The following is a 19919-nucleotide window of genomic DNA, read 5'->3' as shown; positions in this document are numbered from 1 at the left end:
CCGTCCCGAGACGGATTGCTTGGGGACGGGGTTTTATATGTACGGACAAAGGGGGAGAAGCGATGACATTAAGAAATGCATTGGTATCCTGGAAATACCCTTCCATTCTTTTGTGCGGAATAGGTATCTCCAACTTCGGTTCTTGGGTTTATTTCATTGCCCTTAATTTAATCGTTCTGGATATGACTGATTCAGCCTTGGCGGTAGCTGGACTTTATATCGTTAAACCGATGGCTGCCATATTTACGAATGTGTGGGCAGGGAGCGTGATCGACCGGATAAATAAGCGGAACCTGATGGCGGCACTTGACCTATTTCGCACGGTATTCATAGTCTTGCTGCCTTTGACTTCTTCTATTTGGGTCATGTATTCCCTTGTCTTCGTGATCAATATGGCAGGGGCCATGTTCGGAACAGCATCTAGGTCATATATAACAAAATTAATACCCATTGAACAGAGGAAACGATTTAATTCATTACGAAGCTTAATGGATTCTGGAGCTTTTTTGATTGGACCGGCGCTAGCGGGTATCCTTTTCTTGATCGGTACGCCCGTTTTAGCGATTTATATTAACGCGGCTGCCTTATTGTTATCCGGTATCATCACTCTATTCATGCCTAATCTTGAAAAGGATCATCGCCTTGAACAATCCAATCATTACCTGTCTTGGGCCATCATGAAAAAGGATTGGGGCATCGTTCTGGACTTCAGCCGGAAATCTTCCTATATCATGCTCATTTATTTCTTATTCAGCTGCATGGTGGTGATGGAAACGGCCATCGATTCCCAAGAAGCTGCGTTTGCCAAGGCCGTGCTCCTTTTAACGGACAGCGATTACGGATTCCTTGTAAGCGTCGCCGGGGCAGGCATCATTGCTGGTGCCATAGTCAATGCCGTATTCATCAGTAAAGTGAAAATCTCGCACATGATTGGTCTTGGATCTTTATTTGTCTCGATAGGTTATATGATTTTTGCCTTTTCGAATTCCTTTTCACTGGCCGCCATCGGATTTTTCATCATTGCCTTTTCATTGGCTTTTGCCAACACTGGCTTTCAAACCTTTTATCAAAATAATATTCCGGTGGAAATCATGGGCAGGGTCGGAAGTGTTTTTGGCTTGTTAGAAGCTTTATTGATCATCATTACTACCGCAATCGTTGGTGTTTCAGCCCATTTCATTTCGATTCGGTTCGTGGTGATTTCAGGTTCCTTGATCATGTTCGCTTTATCCATATGGTTGTCGATGCTTAGTATGAAGACCTCCAAGAGCAGGTATTATTCCGTTGGTGATGCAGAGATAGAAGCGAAGGAAAAGATGTAATCCGATTTAAAGGCATGTTGATATGCCGTTGATGAATGATTCATTGGATGAATGTGCGCAATTGGCTGATGAAGTTCAAGATTTGAAAATGGATTTTCGCCATTTCTTCCACCGTTTGTTCTTCACAGTTCTCCAGCCACTCAGTAATCACCCCTAAAATCGCCGATGTCAGGAAGGCGTGCATATACATGCGGAATGCTTCATCTTTAGCTGCTGGATGAAGGCTGATCAAACGCTCCAACAGTACTTCCCCGAAAACCCGTTTTATTTTTTTCGCAAAAGAAGGGTCGCCCTGATCACCAAGAATGGCCCTTAATGCGTGAGCATGTTCACTGATGAATTGAAAAATCGCTATGAAAGGCGGATAAAGTTGCTGTTGATTAAGAGCCAAAAAAGCTTCTTTAGGCAAAATGGCAGTAATGCGGGTTTGAAGTTCATGTAACAATTCCTGCTGTAAGTGATCCATCAATTCATATTTATCTGTGTAGTGCAAATAGAATGTGCCCCGATTAATATTGGCACGCTCTGCAATTTTCTTCACGGATACATGTGAGAACCCCTCTGCTTCAATGAGTGCAATAAAATGATGTTGTATCTGCTTTTTCGTCTTTTGTACCATATCCTCATGAATCGATGCCATGGAATGTCTCCTTCACTAAACATTTTTCCAAATGTGTTGATTGTATTAGACCGAATGCTACCTTAGAATGATGATACACTCAACACCGTGTTAATTAAAGAGGGAGGATGTGTGTGCAATGAAAAAGGCGATTTCCATTGATGGAATTGCTAAGGGTTTTCAGAAGAAGAAGGTCATTCAGCCATTGAGCCTGAATATTGAAAAAGGCGGAATTTTTGGCTTGTTAGGTCCATCCGGATGCGGAAAGACGACCTTGATTAAAATGATTGTCGGATTGATTAAGCCCGATGCGGGTAAAGTCACGGTTCTGGATCATGAAGTGCCAAATGAAGCCCTGTTAATGGATGTCGGCTATATGGCACAGTCCGATGCTTTATATACAGAACTGACGGGAGCTGAAAACCTCGAATTTTTTGCGAAGCTATACCGTTTTTCGAAAAAGGAACGAAGGGAGCGCATTCAATATGCAGCTGAAATCGTACAGCTGACGAATGATTTGAACGTTCGGGTTGCCCATTATTCAGGGGGAATGAAACGCCGTCTTTCACTTGCGGTTGCACTCATCCAAAATCCGGAGATTCTCATTTTGGATGAACCGACAGTAGGAATAGACCCTTTGCTGAAACAATCGATTTGGGAGGAACTTGAGCGTTTAAGGAATGAAGATGATAAGACGGTCATCATCACGACGCATGTGATGGATGAAGCGGAGCGATGCGATAAACTGGCGATGCTGCGTGAAGGTGAAATCATCGCGGCAGGGACCCCTGCAGCTTTAAAAACTCAATTTGCCGCGGAAACGCTTGATGATGTTTTTTTAAGGATTGGAGGCGGCCTAAAATGAGAATTGCCTCTCTTGTTACTCGTATTACCCAGCAGATGCGCCGGGATCGAAGGACGCTCGCTTTATTTTTCCTGGCTCCATTGCTCATTTTAACGCTCATGTATTTTATTTTCGATACAGAGGCAAGTGATTTGAAAATCGTTGTTACAGGCAGTGATGAAACGATCGTTAAAGCATTGAAACAAGCGGATTTTCAAGTCACGGCTGCTGAGGAATTCTCACGGGAAAAGATGATTGAAAAGGATACGGATGGCTGGCTGCATGTTGAAAATGGCAAAATGAAACTCACGCTTTTGAACGACGAACCGACCCGGGCAAAGGCCGTTCAAATGCAAATGATGCAAGGCTTGCAAGGGAATGAAAAAAACACTCCCTCAATTGAGGAGAAATATGTTTACGGAGATGCCAACACAAAGGGTTTTGATACCTTCAGTCCGATGCTCGTCAGCTTTTTCGTTTTCTTCTTTGTATTTTTAATAGCGGGGATTGCGCTTTTGAAGGAGCGTACAAGTGGTACGTTGGAACGGCTGCTTGCCACCCCGATTAAAAGATACGAAATCGTAGCGGGCTATGTGATCGGATATGGCTTATTTGCTCTAATTCAAACCATAATTGTCGTTCTATACGCTGTCAATGTATTGGATATCGTCCTTGTTGGCTCCATTTGGCTCGTTTTACTGACGAATATACTGGTCGCGCTCGTTGCATTATCGCTTGGTACATTACTATCGAGTTTCGCGACATCCGAATTCCAAATGGTACAATTCATTCCGTTGGTCATCGTGCCGCAAGTCTTCTTTACAGGGATTTTCCCATTGGATGGCATGTCAGACTGGCTCCAAAAAATCGGCAAGGTCATGCCTCTCTATTACGCATCGGATGCCATGAACGGCATTATGTACAAAGGTTTAACGTTCGACGAGGTCTTACTGGATCTGCTCATTCTCCTGGCCTTTGCCATCGTTTTTATCACCATCAATATCATTAGCTTAAAAAAATACCGTGCACTATGAAATCAACAACTTAACAAAAGAAGCCGGATTCCCTGGAAAGTGAGGAACCGGCTTTTTTTTACTGACATGCTTTTAGTTGAAAGGGATCTAGATACTTACACCTTTTTGACCATGAGCCTTTCGTTGTTATAATCTGATTCGCCATTGAATGCAAAGCCGAATTTCCTATACAAATGAAGGGCAGCCTGATTATCTTCAACTATGCTTAAATAGATTTCAGGACAATCATATTCTTCTATTATTCTTTTTATTAAAGCCTCCAACATGATACTTCCAAGCCCGAAACCCTGATGTGCAGCGTCAATGAAAAAGCGGTCTAACCACACTCTGCCATTTTCGCCTTCCCCAGGGAAAAAACCATACATCGCAAAGCCGACCAAGATATCATCATAATAGAGCCCGACTGGCCTGTAATATTTACATTCCTTAGCGTCTTTTAAACATTGTTCAGTCGTTTCGATGTAAGCCCTTTGCTTTTCGTTTATTCGCAATTTCAAAATATCCGTTACATTTTCTTTCAAGACTTCATTTATTGTGGTCTTCATCATTCATTTTCCTTCCTCATTTCGCACTTGGTTATCCGCTTTGTTATCATGATATATAAATACCCTAAGGTATATGGTTTCGAACGTTTGAGGGTTAGTAAATCTGATCGTGGATTTCCACTCCAGGCACTCGATTTCCGCGGGCGGTCCGCCCTCGGCCACGCTTTTCCCGCAGGAGTCTCGTACCTTTCGTTCCAATTAACTTTGTTTTATTTAGATAGAATCCTTTTGTCTACAAATTAGATAATATTTGTTTGCCGACAGTCTTTTTTGGTGGGTTTATAAAATGGGAACGTTGATTTCCACTCCAGGCACTCGCTTTCCGCGGGCGGGCGGGAGCCTCCTCGGCGCGCCTGCGGGGTCTCCCATGCCACGCTTTTCCCGCAGGAGTCTCGTACCTTCCGTTCCAATCAACTTTGTGTTTTATAAGAACAAACTGCAGGCCGGTTTCATAACGAACCAAGTTTGAGACTAGTTTATCCTTTAAGTTTTTTTTACCTGTAATCCTCATTGGATGGAAGAAATAAGCGACACTCCTGCCGAAATACTGTCTAGCCGAGACCCCGCAGGCGCTCGCTTTGATGCGGCTTAGCAGACAGTCGGCGGAAAGGGAGCCGGAATTCTGAAATCAGCTGGAATGTTTTCTAGAACAAACTGTAGGCTGGTCTATTCGGAACCAAGTTTAAGACTGTTTATCCTTTAAGTTTTTCACCTAAAATCCTTATTGGATGGAAGAAAATTGCGACACTCCTGCCGAAAAACTGTCTAGCCGAGACCCCACAGGCGCTCGCTTTGATGCGGCTTGGCAGACAGTCGGCGGAAAGGGAGCGAATTTCTGAAATCAGCTGGAATGTTTTCTAGAACAAACTGTAGGCTGGTCTATTCGGAACCAAGTTTAAGACTAGTTTATCCTTTAAGTTTTTCACCTGTAATCCTCATTGGATGGAAGAAATATGCGACACTCCTGCCGAAATACTGTCTAGCCGAGACCCCACAGGCGCTCGCTTTGATGCGGCTTGGCAGACAGTCGGCGGAAAGGGAGTGGATTTCTGAAATCAGCTGGAATGTTAATAAAAAAACTGCAGGCAAACTCAGTTTTCTTCGAATTTGAAGTAATAGAGGTTTCTTTACAATCGTTATAAAATAAACTATTGTAAAGAAAACCTATCATTCAGTCTAAATTATTGTTCTAAATCATTATGTATAGAGGAAGGTATATGGAAATATGGGTGTAAAGTATAGAATGGTCGTAGAACAAATGGAAAAAGAGATAGTAGAAGGAAAATATACATTAAATACTAAGTTACCTACTGAAGAAGAGTTGATGAAGAAGTTCGATGTCAGCAGGAACACCATTAGAAAAGCAATCAACATATTGGTTGAGCAGGGATATATCTATCAAGTTCAAGGAAGCGGCATATTCCTTAGGGAATTTTCCAGACAGGGCTGCATTTCGATGAGGGATATGGGTGGCTTAACCAAAGTTTTTCCAAATGATGAAATGAAAAGTAAAGTGTTGAAGTTAGAATTAATAGAAGCTGATGAAAAATTGGCCAAACAAATGAAATGCCAGGTAAAAACCAAAATCTATAACCTCAAAAGGGTTAGATACTTAAATGGTGAACCCATTGTAATAGAAGAGTCCTTTTTCAATAAAGATATCATCCCCATCATAAATAAAGAAATCGCAAATGGTTCCATTTATGAATATATAGTCGAGGATTTGAAGTTGAATATCGGGTTTGCGGATAAAATCATTTCGTGTGAAAAACTTAACGACGATGATGCCAGGCTTTTGGACTTGCAGCCAGGTGATCCGACATTAATCGTTGAAAGTACGGTCTTTTTAAAAGCGGGAGCCGTTTTTGATCTATCAATCGAGAAATATAATTACACTTCAGCCAAATTATTAACATTGACTTAAAGAGTGCAGGAAATTCCTAAATAAGATTTTACGGTGTGAATGGGAAATATCGATTCACACCGTTTTTTTCATTCATTTCTCTTTTTCCCCAACGATCCCATAAAACAAAATCTTCATAATATCCTCAGTCAAAGGCAGGATGCTTTGATAAACCTCTTCCCGTTGGATATATTCATTCATTGCTTTTATATAAAATAAAATCGCTTCATTAGATAAGTTCGGGTCAACATATCCTTGTTCCTTCCCCTGGTTAAACAGATCGATAAAGCGGGGCAGGGCCTTTTCTGTATATATTTTTTCCATATAATTGATTCCGGAAGTATATTCCTTCATTAAATATTGATAAAAATCTTCATGAATTTGTTTGGCTGTTTCATTTTTCGTGAACATGAGATGTTTTATTTTTTCAGGGAAGGCCGTGTTGCTGGCCAGTATTTGTTCAAATTCATCCAATGCCTTATCTGTATAATAAACAAAAACCTCATGAATTAGATTATGTTTGCTTTCGAAGTAATTATATATCGTTACTTGAGATACATTTGCTTTTTTTGCTATTTCCCCAATCGAAATCTTTTGGACACCATACTCCATGAATAAAGCCAAGGCAGCCTCTAATATATTCAATTTTTTTTGTTCCCTGCGTCGTTGAAATCCGTCCATTTGTTTCACCTCAACCTTAGTTTAATTAAAAATATGTAATAGAACAATTAAATTAGTTCATAAACTATTGTCAGGAATTCTCCTTTTGTATATTATGTACTAAATCGGTTAAGATATTTCATATTTTTTCAATGAGGAAGAGGTGGATGAGGAATGTCAGTATTGAAAACAACGGATTTAACTAAAAAGTTTGGAAAGTTCACTGCTTTAAATGGTGTGAACATTGAAGTGAATAAAGGGGAGGTATTTGGGTTCATCGGTCCCAATGGTGCTGGAAAATCAACAACGATCCGTGTGCTGCTCGGGATTTTAAAAGCGACGGATGGGGAAGCGAAAATTTTTGGCAAGGATGCATGGAAAGATGCGGTTGAAATTCACAAGCGAATCGCGTATGTACCGGGAGATGTGAACCTATGGCCCAACTTAACAGGCGGGGAAGTCATTGATCTATTTGTTGAATTACGCGGGACGAACAATAAAAGCAGACGCGAAGAACTAATAAAAAAATTCGATTTGGACCCTTCCAAGAAATGTGGAACCTATTCAAAGGGAAACAGGCAAAAGGTTGCTTTGATCGCTGCTTTCTCATCTGATGCCGATCTTTATATATTGGATGAACCAACATCAGGTCTAGATCCATTGATGGAAAGGGTTTTCCAGGAATGTGTGATGGACGCGAAAAATGAAGGAAAAAGCATATTGCTTTCCAGTCACATTCTTTCTGAAGTGGAAAGGTTATGCGATAAAGTGGGCATCATTCGGCAAGGGCAAATAATTGAAACGGGAACATTGGATGAGTTACGTCATTTAACGAGAACGAGCTTGCTTGTCGAAACGAAGCAGCCTATTCCTGCTTTAGGGAATGTAAACGGTGTTCGGGATATCGTGATGAAAGACCAGGCACTTTCATTCCAAGTGGATACAGATGAGTTGGGTAATGTCATGAAGTATATAAGCCAGTTTGGAATTGTGAAATTGGAAAGCGCGCCGCCTACATTGGAAGATTTATTCATGAGCCATTATGAAGGTGTAAGGAAGACTTCAGATTCTGGGGCGGGAGGTGCGTTATAATGGCGAACTAGTCCTATCATAATACAGGAAGACTTTCCCGATTCATCGTACGGCAAGATCGGGTCCGGATCCCTGTTTGGATAATTTCCTTATCCGTCCTTTCCTTTATGGTTGCGATGGCATTCACCGATCTGTACCCGACTGGGCTAGAAAGGCAAACCATTGCAGAAACGATGAAGAACCCTGCAATGACAGCGATGGTGGGGAAAGGTTACGGCCTGGATGACTATACAAACGGAGCGATGATGGCGCATCAAATGTTACTGTTAACCGCTATGGCCGTGGGGATAATGAGTATTTTACTTGTTACACGCCATACACGCGCAGATGAAGAGGACGGCCGTATCGAAATGATCCGTTCTTTGCCGGCTGGACGATTGGCTAATTTATATGCAACCATTTCCGTATCGTTTGGAACGAATGCGTTAATCGCGATAATAATGGGTTTCGGGTTGTATGCTCTGGGAATAGAAAGCATGGATTTGGAAGGTTCCCTTATGTATGGAGCTGCGTTAGGGGCAACCGGTATTTTCTTCTCGGCAATAACGGCATTATTTGCCCAGCTTACCGAGAGTGCTCGAGGTACGATGGGTTACTCCATCACTGTATTGCTTCTCTCCTATCTTATTCGGGCGATAGGGGATGTCAGCAATGAAACACTTTCCTGGTTTTCACCATTGGGTTGGGTTTTAGCTTCAGAAGTATATGTGAATAATTATTGGTGGCCAATCATACTTACGATCGGTGCGGCAATCATATTGGTTGCCTTATCTCTATATTTGAATGCCATCCGTGATTTGGAAGCTGGATTCATTCCGGCTAAGCCCGGCCGGAAATATGCTTCATCGTTTTTAAAAAGTCCGCTTGGGCTCTCGCTGAGGCTTCAGCGTACAGGATTGATCGCCTGGGCAGCCGGGATGTTCATTTTGGGTGCATCTTACGGTTCCGTTTTAGGTGATTTGGATTCCTTTTTTACAAAAAATGAAATGATGGCCGAACTATTGACGCCAGTGAAAGGCTATTCGCTGACAGAACAATTCTTGACAATGTTGATGTCAGTCATCGCCATGATATGCACCATCCCGCCTTTAATGGCGATGTTAAAACTTAAAGGGGAAGAAAAAAAGAACCATACTGAACATTTACTGAGCCGCGCTGTATCACGTACAAGGCTTATGGGCAGCTATCTTATCATCTCCGTCATTGGCGGTTTTCTCATGCTTGCGCTTGCTGACATCGGTCTTTGGGCAGTCGGGAATTCAGTGATGGATGAAGGGGTTGCTTTCGGCACTATATTTAGTGCAGCGATGGTCTACCTGCCTGCGATGTGGATCATGATTGGTATCGCCGTGCTGTTTATTGGCTTTGCACCAAAATTATCCGGCTTGACTTGGCTTTACTTGACATACTCAATCTTAGTCGTTTATTTAGGGGGAATGCTTCAATTCCCGGAATGGATGGGAAAACTAACGCCATTTGGCCATATTCCGAAACTTCCTGTTGAAGATATGGACTTCATGAAAGTATCCATGCTTACAATCATAGCTATCTTATTATTGGCTGCAGGCTTTCTCGGATATAACAAACGGGATATCCGCGGTTGATGGTTCGACTATGATTCTATTATTGTTGCAAATTGTCTTCAGACTAAAGCCTGATTTCTTTGTTTAGAAATCAGGCTTTTATTGGTTATCAGTCATGGGGAATCAATAATAGTACACCTAGCGAAATGATGATGAAGAATAAATAGCTTTCGAATTTCTTCGCGGGGATTCGCTTATTCATGAACATTCCGAGACCTGTCGCAAGTAATATAGCTGGAATGGAATAAGCGTAAAGAATAAGTGAATCGGCTGTCCAAAGTCCGCCTAGCGCATGACCTGTCACGACCAGGATTCCGGATATCAGGAAATGGGCTTGCAATGTTCCGCGGAATCTATTTGGGTTCCATCTTCGCAAAGTTCCATAGACGACGACCGGCACCCCGTTAAAGTTATAGGCGCTGCCAAGGGCTCCCGACGCAAAACCGAACGGCCATACCCAGCCCTTTGAGTTAAGTAATGGTTCATCCACAGTCTGAAAAAGTCTTTGCTTTAGAAGAGAATACCCCCCATATGCAATCAAAAAAACACCCAGTGCAGAAGTGATGATCATAGAAGGTGCGTAATGGAGCAAAGCCAGGCCGGCTGGTATGCCGATCACCGTTGAAGCCGCCAGCCTGATTAATACCGAGCGTTCGATATGCCGCCATCCGCTAACGACGGTTAGTGAAGCGACGGTAAGACCTGCCAATCCAATCAAGGAAACCGAAGTATTAAGCGGAATGTGAAGTAAGGCAAGCAGAGGCATGCTGACAATCGCTTCACCGAACCCGAACATCGTCCGCATCAAGGCGCCGATAAAGACTGCCGCCACCACCAATATGATGCTGCTGATCGTCATTCTTTCACCTCCTAAAAGCACAATAACCCTTTTATAATTATACCATACCAACCCGGTTTTAGACCGAGGGAAAGATACTTTGAAACGGGTTATTTAAGGTATTTCACGCTCTTTGTGAAGTGTTTGAAATGATATTTAATAGAGAGGTACACACCCTTTATTTTTGTTGCTTATGAGTCAAAAATAAGGCAGGGGAAGCGGGTGTATATCTTGAAGTGTTAATTCAGATGAAACTCCATTAATTTCTACTTTCGCATCAACTAAAACAAAAACAATTAGTCATACTGGTACTTTAGGAGTTTTAGGAGTCCCTAAACCATAAAAGTGAAAGACAATAAACCCCTTGGCTACAAGTGGTTTATTTTGGTGTAACTGCGTACAATATCGCTAAGTTTCAAAAAGTAAAATTAAAGAGAAGGTTTCCTTCTCTTTTTTTAATAATAATTAATAAAATAAGGGGACATGAAAGGGACATTGATGGTTTTATTAGGGGACACAAAGGGGACATTGATGGAGTTTTCATGTACCCACAAAAACACTAGGCTTTGCCTAGTTCAACAACTTAGTTGGGGACAGTTTTTCCTTATGATCTTTCTTCTGCCAATACCTAGTTATGACACTTTCCATTTAGATAAATCAAGTAATTGGCTTAAGAAACAAAGGCATAAAAAAAGGAAGAGGAACTACAAAAGTCTGGTATTATCCCCTTCAGGTAGACAGAGAAAAAAGAGAACATGATAAAATGTTCTTAACTGTCAATCTGGAGGGGATTTTTGTATGGCAAAAAAGGGGCAAACGTTTCAAGCGTATACAGAAGGATTAAAGAGAGAAGTGGTTCGTCTGAAAGTGGAGGAAGGTTGGTCATATCGCCAGATTCGTGAGCGTTTTGGTATTAAAAGTGATGCACAGATAGCGAGTTGGGTGAAGAAAGTGCAGAATAACGAGTCTTTTGAAGATCAACGTGGTGTATGGAACCGTAAGAATTTTTCTAGTGTCGAAGAGGAAAATGCCTATCTAAAAGCGCAGGTGGATTATTTAAAAAAGCGCAATCCAAATCTACATGGGAAGGAATGGTCCTGAAAGCCGAAAGGTTTCAAATAATCGATGGTTTGAGGAAAACGTACCCACTTTCGTGGCTATTAAAAATCGCTGAAGTATCAAAGGCTGGATACTACAAATGGCGGAAGACACATTCTGCTCGTTCTTTGCGACTTGAGAAAAATTTATGGATAAAAGAACATATTTTAGCCATCCATAAGCTACACCCCTACTACGGATATAAACGGATGACTGGAGCTTTGTCCAGAGAAGGAATCGTTGTAAACCACAAGCGTGTTCGTCGATTAATGAGAGAGTTGGGGGTCCAATCTGTCATTCGGAAGAAACGCCCTTTCTACGGTCGAAGAGGGTCAGTTGTATTTCATAATGTCTTAAATCGTGAATTCTACGCAGAGATGAGGTTTCATAAGTTAGTAACAGATATAACCTATGTACGGATTGGAAACACGTTTGCCTACCTTTCCGCCGTTTTAGATTTGTATAATAATGAAATTGTTGCATGGGAAGTTTCTACACGAAATGATCTTGAATTGGTTCATAATACGCTAAACCAGCTAAGGGACAAGCCGTTTAGCAAGGGGGCTCTCCTGCACTCAGATCAAGGATTCCAATATACGACGAAATCATATGAAAATCAGGTGAAGGAACTCGGCATTCGAGGAAGCCACTCTCGTCGTGGCAATTGTCACGACAACGCGTGTATAGAAAGCTTCTTCTCACATTTAAAAACAGAAAAGTTATATTTAACATGTCCAAAAACAGCAGAGCAAGCTTATCTAGCTATTCAAGAGTATATAGAGTTTTACAATACGGCTCGCTTTCAGGAGAAATTCAACGGCCTTTCTCCAATTGAATATCGAGAAAAGGCCGTAGCTTAAAAAATACTCTTTTTTTATTGTCTACTTGACAGGGTTATGTGCAGTCCCTCTTCTTTTTTCACTTTATTTTTTTGAAATTTTTCTTAATAAATATAAAGCGTATATGATAGCTGGTATAGCTCCAATCATTAAAATCATCTTTATTAAACCAAATATAAAAAAAGAAGGCGATACATTCATTTTAATTCAACCCCATTAAAAGTTTTAATCTCTATATGTGTATTGTGAATAAACACGAGCATATTTACTAGTTTTATTTAATTTAGTAAGTTTGAGAGAACTAGTAAGACTTACATAGCCATTAGTAACGCTACCAGTCAATTTATAATTTCCTACAGCATTCATATCATAACCTATTTTTTCAGCTTTTGAATCAGTAACATCACATGAAGCATCTACATTTGACCAAACAGTACCTTTTGTTCCTGCTACAGAACAATATCTCATTTTCAACCCATAATCACCAACAGAATAATGATTACCTAATTTTAAGGTAGCAACAGTCACCCCTAAACTTTTTAATTTAATCCAAGCAGTATACAATCTAGATCCATAATCTTTAGGTCCATGAATGAATAGCCCCCTCTCCGTAGAGGTAATTCCCCGAGCCTGTATGCTGCTTGAATTACTGTAATCAACTTCATCTGTTGAACTAAGGTCAACAGATGAACCATCGCTTAATTCTATTGTTATAGGTCCTTCAGAATTAACATTTGATTCGTCTAATAAAGCTTCATTAATCTCGTTCATTTTCTCTTTCTGGTATTGCTGTGCCACCTCTTCAGGTACAGACTCTACAATTGTATTTAAAAGATCTAGTTTATCGTTGTTTGAAAGACTTTCTACTTGATTAGATTCTTCAACACTTTTTAATACAGCCACTAAATCATCGGAATTGCTATTTTTATTTAATTTATTAGAGTATAAATCAGTTGCCTGATCCAATGAGTACTCTGATTTTTCTGGACTAGAAGCTTCAGCTTTATTAAATCCTGTACCTGAAACAATAATCCCAAATCCCAAAACGCCTGTAAATACTTTTAAATCCTAAATTCATTTGAAAACTTTCCCTTCTTTAGTAAATTATTTATGTACTAGCAAATTATGAACTAATTTAACTACTAATTGTACATATTTTCCTACTAGTTAGGAATTCAGTCCCGAAATTGTTTATTTACAACGAAAATTACATTAATTGATTAAGTTGACTGTCAGACAAATTACACTCATCATTGAACAAAATCCTGAAAATGAAAGAAAAAGCTCGCGAAACGCATAAGTTAGCATATGACCCATTCTAGGTCCTGTACTACGATATGCGTAACGACATACGGCATACAACAAGGCTACTATCATAGAGCGTAGTTGGACAAGGGGGTAATTATAGCGTACGCACCACACGCCAATCGGTGCACCTGTCACCGCGCATACCATTGCACTCACATCCACGTACAATGCAGGATGCGACTTACTCTCATAATAGATGAATGAATTAGAGATTAGATTAAGGGTTAGAGTCAGGAACCTACGTGGGCCGGCGTTAACCTCCCTCAAGTAACTTTTTATAGGAAGGGCGAAATATCGGAAGGGTACCATAGGGGGACGTGGGTACCTCCCTCCCGGCCGACTGCTGGGTGGAAAATATACACCACAGTCTCGAAATCTAAACTTAAAAAATATGTAAATTAAATCTAAGGATAACTGCAGCACAACACAATCTTTAGTAGTTGAAATATTTATCGGTAGTATCGGTAGTATTAGTTGAATTATCACCGATTCGTGTGTAAACTTTTAAGTTATGACACTACCCATTTAGATAAATCAAGTAATTATTTTCTGCATAAGAAAAGGCTGAAGTGGAAATACTTCAGCCTAAAAAACCCTATATATATTTTTTTAGAAGAATATCTCTTAGCATTTACGAATCAATCCCAAGTTTTTTTCATTCAGTTAGTGAATTAATCATAAAAGATTAAATGCATATCACTGTTAGTCCTTGATTTCGCAAAAAATTCTGCTTCATTTCCTCCATCAACGAAGTTACCAATACCCCGGAAAATACCACATTGGCCTCGATCTAAATATCTTACCCCTACATAATCATTATAACTGTCAGGATCATACTCCCATAATTCAACTTTTAACTTACCAGCTGGACCCACGTAAGAATCCCGACAAATCTTATAATCACCACCAGTAGAGGGAAACTGATCACTTTCAGCACCATTAGAATAAAGAGATTGTTCTCCTAAGTAATCCCAGCCGCTTGCAAATGTAGAAGAAGGGAACAACAACGCCGCTAACAATGTCACAGCACTCATTTTAAACATTTTCATGCTCATTCCTCCTCACACGTTTTGACTTATTATTCTCCATATAATTCTAATCAATATTTTTTATATTATCATCTATCCAAAGATTCACTTTTTCACGAAGCGTTTTTGTAGTACCCACTACTTCATGCCCAACATATGGAATTAGGGAAAAAGTGAAATGTGCTCGTCATTCAGTTTTGAAATGTATTCCTGAATCATCTTTAAACTTTTAAGCCTTCCCGGATCAAGTAAACTAATTACCTCTGGATCCACCATTTGTGTAGAGACGTCTCGATTTCCAATACCAGCAATCAGCAGCATAGTTGCTGCTAAACTAACACTGCAATCCATGGAATAGGCCAATGCTGAAATTCTTTCATGCTCATAAGCTTTGAACCTTAAATGAATCCTTTCCTTTTGAATAATAGTTCTCTTCTGGATTACTTCGGCTTCAAAATCCCCTCTGAAAATCGTATTATCATGCCTGTAGTCTCTTTTAAAATACATGGACAAGCCCTCGATACATTCCCTGGAATTGATAGCTGCCATTATTATTTTTTCCCCTATATCCTTCACAGGCTTATGAACACATTCATTTAATGAGTGTTGAACGCAAAAAAACATATTAGGGCTACCCAGGGAATAAAATGAAAGGAATATTTTGAAGGAAAGCGGGGCTGTGCATGTGAAAATCCATGTGGTGAATAGGGGGGATTCTTTATGGGGAATTTCCCAGCAATATGGTGTCAGTATCAACCGGATTGTTCGGGTCAATGGACTTGAAAATCCAGATAAGCTGGTGATTGGCCTAGCTCTTTTGATTCCTGAACCTTATCTTCAGTACAGGGTTCAGCAAGGGGATACTCTAAATAATATCGCAAATCAGTTTGGAATTACGGTACAGGAAATCATGCAATCGAATCGCATCACAAATCCTTCCGCTATCTATCCAGGACAGAGACTAACCATCCCGGTTATTTATCATACCGTAAGGGAACGAGATACCCTTTATGATATAGCAAGACGTTATGGAACGACAGTTCAGGCCATTATTCAGATGAATAGGATTACAGATCCGTCCTATATCCATATCGGACGGATAATAAGGATTCCCCAGAAACCAAAACCCATCATTGAAGTCAATGGTTTTACAAACGTTTACGGGCAAGCCGGTGCGGAGCAAGTACGTGAAGTAGCCTACGATCTGACCTACGTAAGTCCATTTGGTTATAGAATGAGGCAAGATGGCAGTTTAGAAGTCATTGATGACATCCCGACGATACGGGCGGCACAGTCGACTGGCGTCATACCCATGATGTGCATAACGAATTTTTCCGCGACGGAAGCGGGAACTCAGCTTGCCCATACGATACTTTCTGATTTGAATTTAGTGGAAACAATATTAACCAACGTCATAAAAACGATGAAAGATAAAGGGTACCGTGGATTGAATATCGATTTTGAAAGTGTAGCACCAGAGGACCGTGATTTCTATAATCGCTTTCTCCAAAGAGCAGTGGATCGGTTGCATCCTGAAGGCTACTTTGTGTCATCCTCCCTTGCCCCAAAAACTAGCGCCAATCAAAAGGGACCATTAGTTGAGGCGCATGATTATCCAGTTCACGGACGGCTGCTCGACTTCGTGGTGTTGATGACATATGAATGGGGTTACCGAAAGGGGCCGCCGCAGGCAATCTCCCCCATTAATGAAATAAAACGAGTCCTTGACTATGCCGTAACGGTGATACCAACAAATAAAATCTTCATAGGATTTCAAATTTATGCACGGGACTGGCTTATTCCTCATGAAGAGGGGCAGGAAGCAGAGACTTTCGACATGCAGGAAGCCATCAGACGCGCCGTCCAATATAATGTAGAAATAAAATATGACGAGACAGCCCAATCACCTTATTACAGGTACAAAGATGATCAGGGACGCACACATGAAGTTTGGTTTGAAGACGCACGCAGTGCTAAAGCCAAATTCGATCTAGTGAAGATTTACAGGTCAAGGGGTCTCAGTTATTGGGTACTTGGTTATCCGTTCCCCCAGAATTGGGAACTGCTTGGGGATACATTCATTGTACGGAAACTGTAGGGTGTTTTGTTACCGCAAGGCGTATCACACATTATTAATCTAGTGATGGGCAGCTTTTTTATAAAGCTGTCTATTTTAGTATTTCGAAATGCACCTACAAAAATCACACGATTTTTATAACAACGTTAAAAGTCGTTTGGAATTTGAGTCGATAAAGGGACTTAATCGAGGACGCCATATGGTGGTCTTTTTCAATTTAATGAAACTCTTTAAAAAACAAGGGAATGGTCATTCAAAAAAGGAAAAGGGTTCCTCATTGTGGAATTAGGAAACTAGAATATTACTTACCGGAGGCACATTTAATGGAATTAACCATCATAAATACGTTTACAGATCAACCTTTTAAAGGAAACCCTGCTGCAGTCTGCCTTCTTACCGGGGAAAGTGATAGCGAGTGGATGCAGAGAATAGCTAAAGAGATTAATATGCCTGTTACCGCTTTTATTCAACCTCATAATGGTGAATGGAAACTGCGATGGTTCACACCCGCCATTGAAATCCCGATTTGTGGACATGGGACGCTGGCAAGCTCTTTCTTTTTATGGGATAAAGGATACGTGCCAAGAGATCAGCCGATTGCCTATCAGACGAAAAGCGGGCTTCTCACTGCAAAATTCGTTGATGGGATGGTTCAGTTGGAATTTCCGTCATTAAGGGAGAAGGAGACCACTGCCCCTGATTTACTGATAAAAGCTTTAGGAGTTGTGCCTGCGTATGTTGGGCAAAACAAATGGGATCTTCTAGTCGAAGTTCAATCAGAGGAAATCGTAAGGAATTTAAAGCTGGATATAGACTCCATTGCCCAATTGCCGGTTCGGGGCGTCATTGTAACGAGTCAATCGGATAGCAGTGAATATGATTTCGTTTCACGTTTCTTCTCCCCTGCCCAAGGCCTTGACGAAGATCAAGTAACGGGCTCGGCCCATTGTTGTCTGGGACCATATTGGAAAAGAAAGCTGGACAAAAGTAATTTTATAGCCCATCAGGCATCGGAAAGAGGAGGTCAATTGAAGGTTGAAGTAACGGAAGACACAGTTAAACTTTCCGGACATGCCGTCACAATATTCGAAGGGAACTTAACCATTTAATGCAGGATTTGGTTTGAGGGGGTTCAATCTAAATATTAAAACAAAGTTGATTGGAGCGGAGTTACGAGACTCCTGCGGGAAAGGCGCGTCCAAGGGAGACCCCACAGGCGCATAGGCGCCGCGGGTGGATCGCCCGCGGAAAGTGAGTCCCTGGAGTGGAAATGAACGTTCGGAATTTACAACTCGGCAATCCTTCTTAATGAAAGTTTGTGCCCTTTACCTTTTTTTAGTGTGCAAGAATCGAAATGGCACTATACACTAATAACAAAGCCATGATTACATTAAACTGACTTCTATACTTTGATAAAAACGTTTGAAAAATAGAACCGAACATACTCCAGCAGAACGTACTCATAAAACCAACGAAAGCAAGAAATAATGAAAAGAACAGTAAGCTGAAATTTGAAGAGTGATAAGGTAGGATGAAGGTCGATATTGCCGTGATGCCATATAAGATTCCTTTTGGATTTATGAATTGTAAAAGCATGCCTGCTATAAAACTATTGTGCTTGTCATCATTATCGTCCTTCGCTTTAGTTGAACTGGAAATGATTTTTATGGCCAGATACAGCATGTAAATTGCCCCAAGGATCGTCATGATAAATTCAATCTTTGGTATGAAATTTTCAAGCAAAACATTAAAATAACTGCACAATAGCATGATTACAAAAAAACCGGCACCTACTCCGAAACAAAATTTAATCGTCTTTTTTAACCCGTACTTGTTCGCAAATAACATGGCCATGATGTTATTTGGACCCGGAGTGAAACTTGTAACAAAAACAAACAGCAAAAAAGATAGTAATGGCATGGTTGACTCCCCTTTGTATGCTATAATGACCAAAATTGACATTATAACGATTTCCTTTTTATTGTACAATGCCGACGTTATATTGTAAATAAGGAGCATTTTTATGGAAGAAATAAATTTTATTATTGCTAACAATTTAAAAGCCATCAGGGAAAGTAAGAAATTAAGTCTTGAAAAGGTTGCAGAATTGACTGGAGTAAGCAAAACGATGATCGGACAAATAGAAAGGGGAGGATCGAGCCCTACGATTACGACAATTTGGAAAATAGCCAATGGATTAAAGATTTCATTTTCTTCATTGATAAATAGTCCGCAGCCGGATACAAAAATTGTTTTAAAAAGTGAAATTCAATCATTATCTGAAGATAACGGCAAATATCGAGTTTATCCCCACTTTCCCTTTGAGGATGAGAAGCGCTTTGAAGTATATTCAGTCGAGATAGAAAAAGGTGGATTCCTAAGTTCCGATTCGCATAGGGAAGGGACGGAAGAGTACATAACTGTTTTTGAAGGGGAAGTGACTGTACGTGTAAATAACGAAGAATTTACAATAAGGAATGGTGATTCTATCAGGTTCAAGGCTGACAGACCGCATGCCTACCATAATTCAGGGGATACATTAACTCGATTAAGCATGATCTTATATTATCCAACTTAAAAAATGGATTAATGTAGTTCTGTTAATATATCTTAGCAAAGTGAATATCCCCTATGGATTGACTGTTGGTATGGTCTGCCTGTTGGGGATACTGCTTCAAGCCGATTTTCTGGTTTTCTTACAGAATCGGCTTTTTTTATTTAGTCTTCTTCAAGCCCCATTACTTGAAGTACAATATTCACAATGTCTATATACTATATTTAACCTTCCCCTACTAATTTAGAAATGTACCTACTTATCCTCTGTAAGAAACCCTTGGAGGATTCGTCCATACTGCAGCAAGGCGTCTCTTGATTCTCGCAATACGTCAATTTCCTATAACCCTCATTGGATGGAAGAAATTTGTGACACTCCTGCCGAATAACTGGCTAGCCGAGACCCCACAGACGCTTGAAGAGAGGAGGCTTGGCAGCCAGTCGGCGGAAAGGGAGCGGATTGCTGGAATCAGCTGGAAGTTATAAAAAAAACTGCAGTTTCTGAGACTCTTTTGATTGATTTAGGTATAAAGACCAAGGGTGGTTATGGAAGCGTGTGATTCTATTTTACCATTA

Annotated in this window: 19 protein-coding genes; 11 read left to right on the top strand and 8 right to left on the bottom strand. The window is 40.6% G+C overall.

The features are described from left to right. The first annotated feature begins 62 nt into the window (after positions 1-62). Complete coding sequence (locus tag MHB45_RS20875) at positions 63-1322, top strand: MFS transporter (RefSeq protein WP_048690078.1); 1260 nt, start codon at positions 63-65, stop codon at positions 1320-1322. A 40-nt stretch (positions 1323-1362) separates the two neighbouring features. Here the strand turns inward: MHB45_RS20875 and MHB45_RS20870 are convergent, their stop codons facing one another. Beyond that, a complete protein-coding gene (locus MHB45_RS20870) occupies positions 1363-1962 on the bottom strand; it encodes a TetR/AcrR family transcriptional regulator (protein ID WP_048690075.1) in 600 nt (199 codons plus the stop codon). Positions 1963-2080: 118 nt separating this feature from the next. Here MHB45_RS20870 and MHB45_RS20865 point away from each other — a divergent pair, with 118 nt between their 5' ends. Both MHB45_RS20865 and MHB45_RS20860 read left to right on the top strand, forming a co-directional pair. Continuing rightward, complete coding sequence (locus tag MHB45_RS20865; protein WP_048690072.1) at positions 2081-2806, top strand: ABC transporter ATP-binding protein; 726 nt, start codon at positions 2081-2083, stop codon at positions 2804-2806. Then, a complete protein-coding gene (locus MHB45_RS20860; RefSeq protein WP_072273657.1) occupies positions 2803-3819 on the top strand; it encodes an ABC transporter permease in 1017 nt (338 codons plus the stop codon). Before MHB45_RS20865 ends, MHB45_RS20860 begins: the two co-directional genes overlap by 4 nt. 95 nt (positions 3820-3914) lie before the next feature. Here MHB45_RS20860 and MHB45_RS20855 read toward each other — a convergent pair whose 3' ends face one another. Further along, the gene (locus MHB45_RS20855; protein ID WP_072273871.1) at positions 3915-4364 is read right to left on the bottom strand and encodes a GNAT family N-acetyltransferase; all 450 of its coding nucleotides are present in this window, start codon (positions 4362-4364) and stop codon (positions 3915-3917) included. Between the two features lie 1225 nt (positions 4365-5589). Between MHB45_RS20855 and MHB45_RS20850 the strand changes: the two genes are divergently transcribed. Continuing rightward, positions 5590-6288 (top strand): GntR family transcriptional regulator, encoded by a 699-nt coding sequence (locus MHB45_RS20850; RefSeq protein ID WP_048684178.1) that lies wholly within the window; start codon positions 5590-5592, stop codon positions 6286-6288. Positions 6289-6360: 72 nt separating this feature from the next. On the opposite strand, the gene MHB45_RS20845 is transcribed toward MHB45_RS20850, so the two are convergent. Then, on the bottom strand, positions 6361-6948 hold the full coding sequence (locus MHB45_RS20845) for a TetR/AcrR family transcriptional regulator (protein WP_048684176.1): 588 nt from the start codon (positions 6946-6948) through the stop codon (positions 6361-6363). A 153-nt stretch (positions 6949-7101) separates the two neighbouring features. On the opposite strand from MHB45_RS20845, the gene MHB45_RS20840 reads away from it, so the two are divergent. Continuing rightward, the gene (locus MHB45_RS20840; RefSeq protein WP_048684174.1) at positions 7102-8019 is read left to right on the top strand and encodes an ABC transporter ATP-binding protein; all 918 of its coding nucleotides are present in this window, start codon (positions 7102-7104) and stop codon (positions 8017-8019) included. A 116-nt stretch (positions 8020-8135) separates the two neighbouring features. After that, entirely contained in the window at positions 8136-9623 is a 1488-nt protein-coding gene (locus MHB45_RS20835) for an ABC transporter permease (RefSeq protein WP_340908082.1), read from the top strand. An 88-nt stretch (positions 9624-9711) separates the two neighbouring features. Here the strand turns inward: MHB45_RS20835 and MHB45_RS20830 are convergent, their stop codons facing one another. After that, positions 9712-10461, bottom strand: coding sequence for a sulfite exporter TauE/SafE family protein (locus tag MHB45_RS20830; RefSeq protein ID WP_072273652.1), 750 nt, complete (start codon positions 10459-10461; stop codon positions 9712-9714). A 777-nt stretch (positions 10462-11238) separates the two neighbouring features. Here MHB45_RS20830 and MHB45_RS20825 point away from each other — a divergent pair. Continuing rightward, positions 11239-12398, top strand: a protein-coding gene (locus tag MHB45_RS20825) for an IS3 family transposase (protein ID WP_424765136.1) whose coding sequence is annotated in 2 segments (ribosomal slippage) — positions 11239-11497 and positions 11497-12398 — 1161 coding nt in all. Because the reading frame shifts where the segments join, the coding sequence is not laid out codon by codon here. A gap of 204 nt (positions 12399-12602) precedes the next feature. Here the strand turns inward: MHB45_RS20825 and MHB45_RS20820 are convergent. The 3 genes from MHB45_RS20820 to MHB45_RS20810 all read right to left on the bottom strand — a co-directional run bounded on the left by MHB45_RS20820 (position 12603) and on the right by MHB45_RS20810 (position 15262). Continuing rightward, positions 12603-13421 carry a hypothetical protein gene (locus tag MHB45_RS20820; protein ID WP_048678921.1) on the bottom strand — a complete coding sequence of 273 codons (819 nt, stop codon included), beginning with the start codon at positions 13419-13421 and terminating at the stop codon, positions 12603-12605. A gap of 935 nt (positions 13422-14356) precedes the next feature. Continuing rightward, positions 14357-14734 (bottom strand): hypothetical protein, encoded by a 378-nt coding sequence (locus MHB45_RS20815; RefSeq protein ID WP_226990392.1) that lies wholly within the window; start codon positions 14732-14734, stop codon positions 14357-14359. 141 nt (positions 14735-14875) lie between these two features. After that, the gene (locus MHB45_RS20810) at positions 14876-15262 is read right to left on the bottom strand and encodes a hypothetical protein (RefSeq protein ID WP_072273651.1); all 387 of its coding nucleotides are present in this window, start codon (positions 15260-15262) and stop codon (positions 14876-14878) included. A 136-nt stretch (positions 15263-15398) separates the two neighbouring features. Between MHB45_RS20810 and MHB45_RS20805 the strand changes: the two genes are divergently transcribed. Next, positions 15399-16811, top strand: a complete 1413-nt coding sequence (locus MHB45_RS20805) for a LysM peptidoglycan-binding domain-containing protein (protein WP_048678933.1) — start codon at positions 15399-15401, stop codon at positions 16809-16811. A 302-nt stretch (positions 16812-17113) separates the two neighbouring features. After that, the gene (locus tag MHB45_RS20800) at positions 17114-17899 is read left to right on the top strand and encodes a PhzF family phenazine biosynthesis protein (protein ID WP_340908081.1); all 786 of its coding nucleotides are present in this window, start codon (positions 17114-17116) and stop codon (positions 17897-17899) included. 226 nt (positions 17900-18125) lie between these two features. On the opposite strand, the gene MHB45_RS20795 is transcribed toward MHB45_RS20800, so the two are convergent. Next, entirely contained in the window at positions 18126-18710 is a 585-nt protein-coding gene (locus MHB45_RS20795) for a LysE family transporter (RefSeq protein ID WP_048678910.1), read from the bottom strand. A gap of 103 nt (positions 18711-18813) precedes the next feature. On the opposite strand from MHB45_RS20795, the gene MHB45_RS20790 reads away from it, so the two are divergent. Both MHB45_RS20790 and MHB45_RS20785 read left to right on the top strand, forming a co-directional pair. Beyond that, complete coding sequence (locus tag MHB45_RS20790) at positions 18814-19368, top strand: helix-turn-helix domain-containing protein (protein ID WP_048678909.1); 555 nt, start codon at positions 18814-18816, stop codon at positions 19366-19368. A gap of 290 nt (positions 19369-19658) precedes the next feature. Next, positions 19659-19829, top strand: a complete 171-nt coding sequence (locus tag MHB45_RS20785; RefSeq protein ID WP_153246092.1) for a hypothetical protein — start codon at positions 19659-19661, stop codon at positions 19827-19829. The last annotated feature ends 90 nt before the right edge of the window (positions 19830-19919 follow it).

This window comes from Peribacillus sp. FSL K6-5616, assembly GCF_038008245.1.
Taxonomy (GTDB): domain Bacteria; phylum Bacillota; class Bacilli; order Bacillales; family DSM-1321; genus Peribacillus; species Peribacillus frigoritolerans.
Note: the sequence above shows the minus strand (reverse complement) of the source record. Positions and strands in the feature narration are given on the sequence as shown.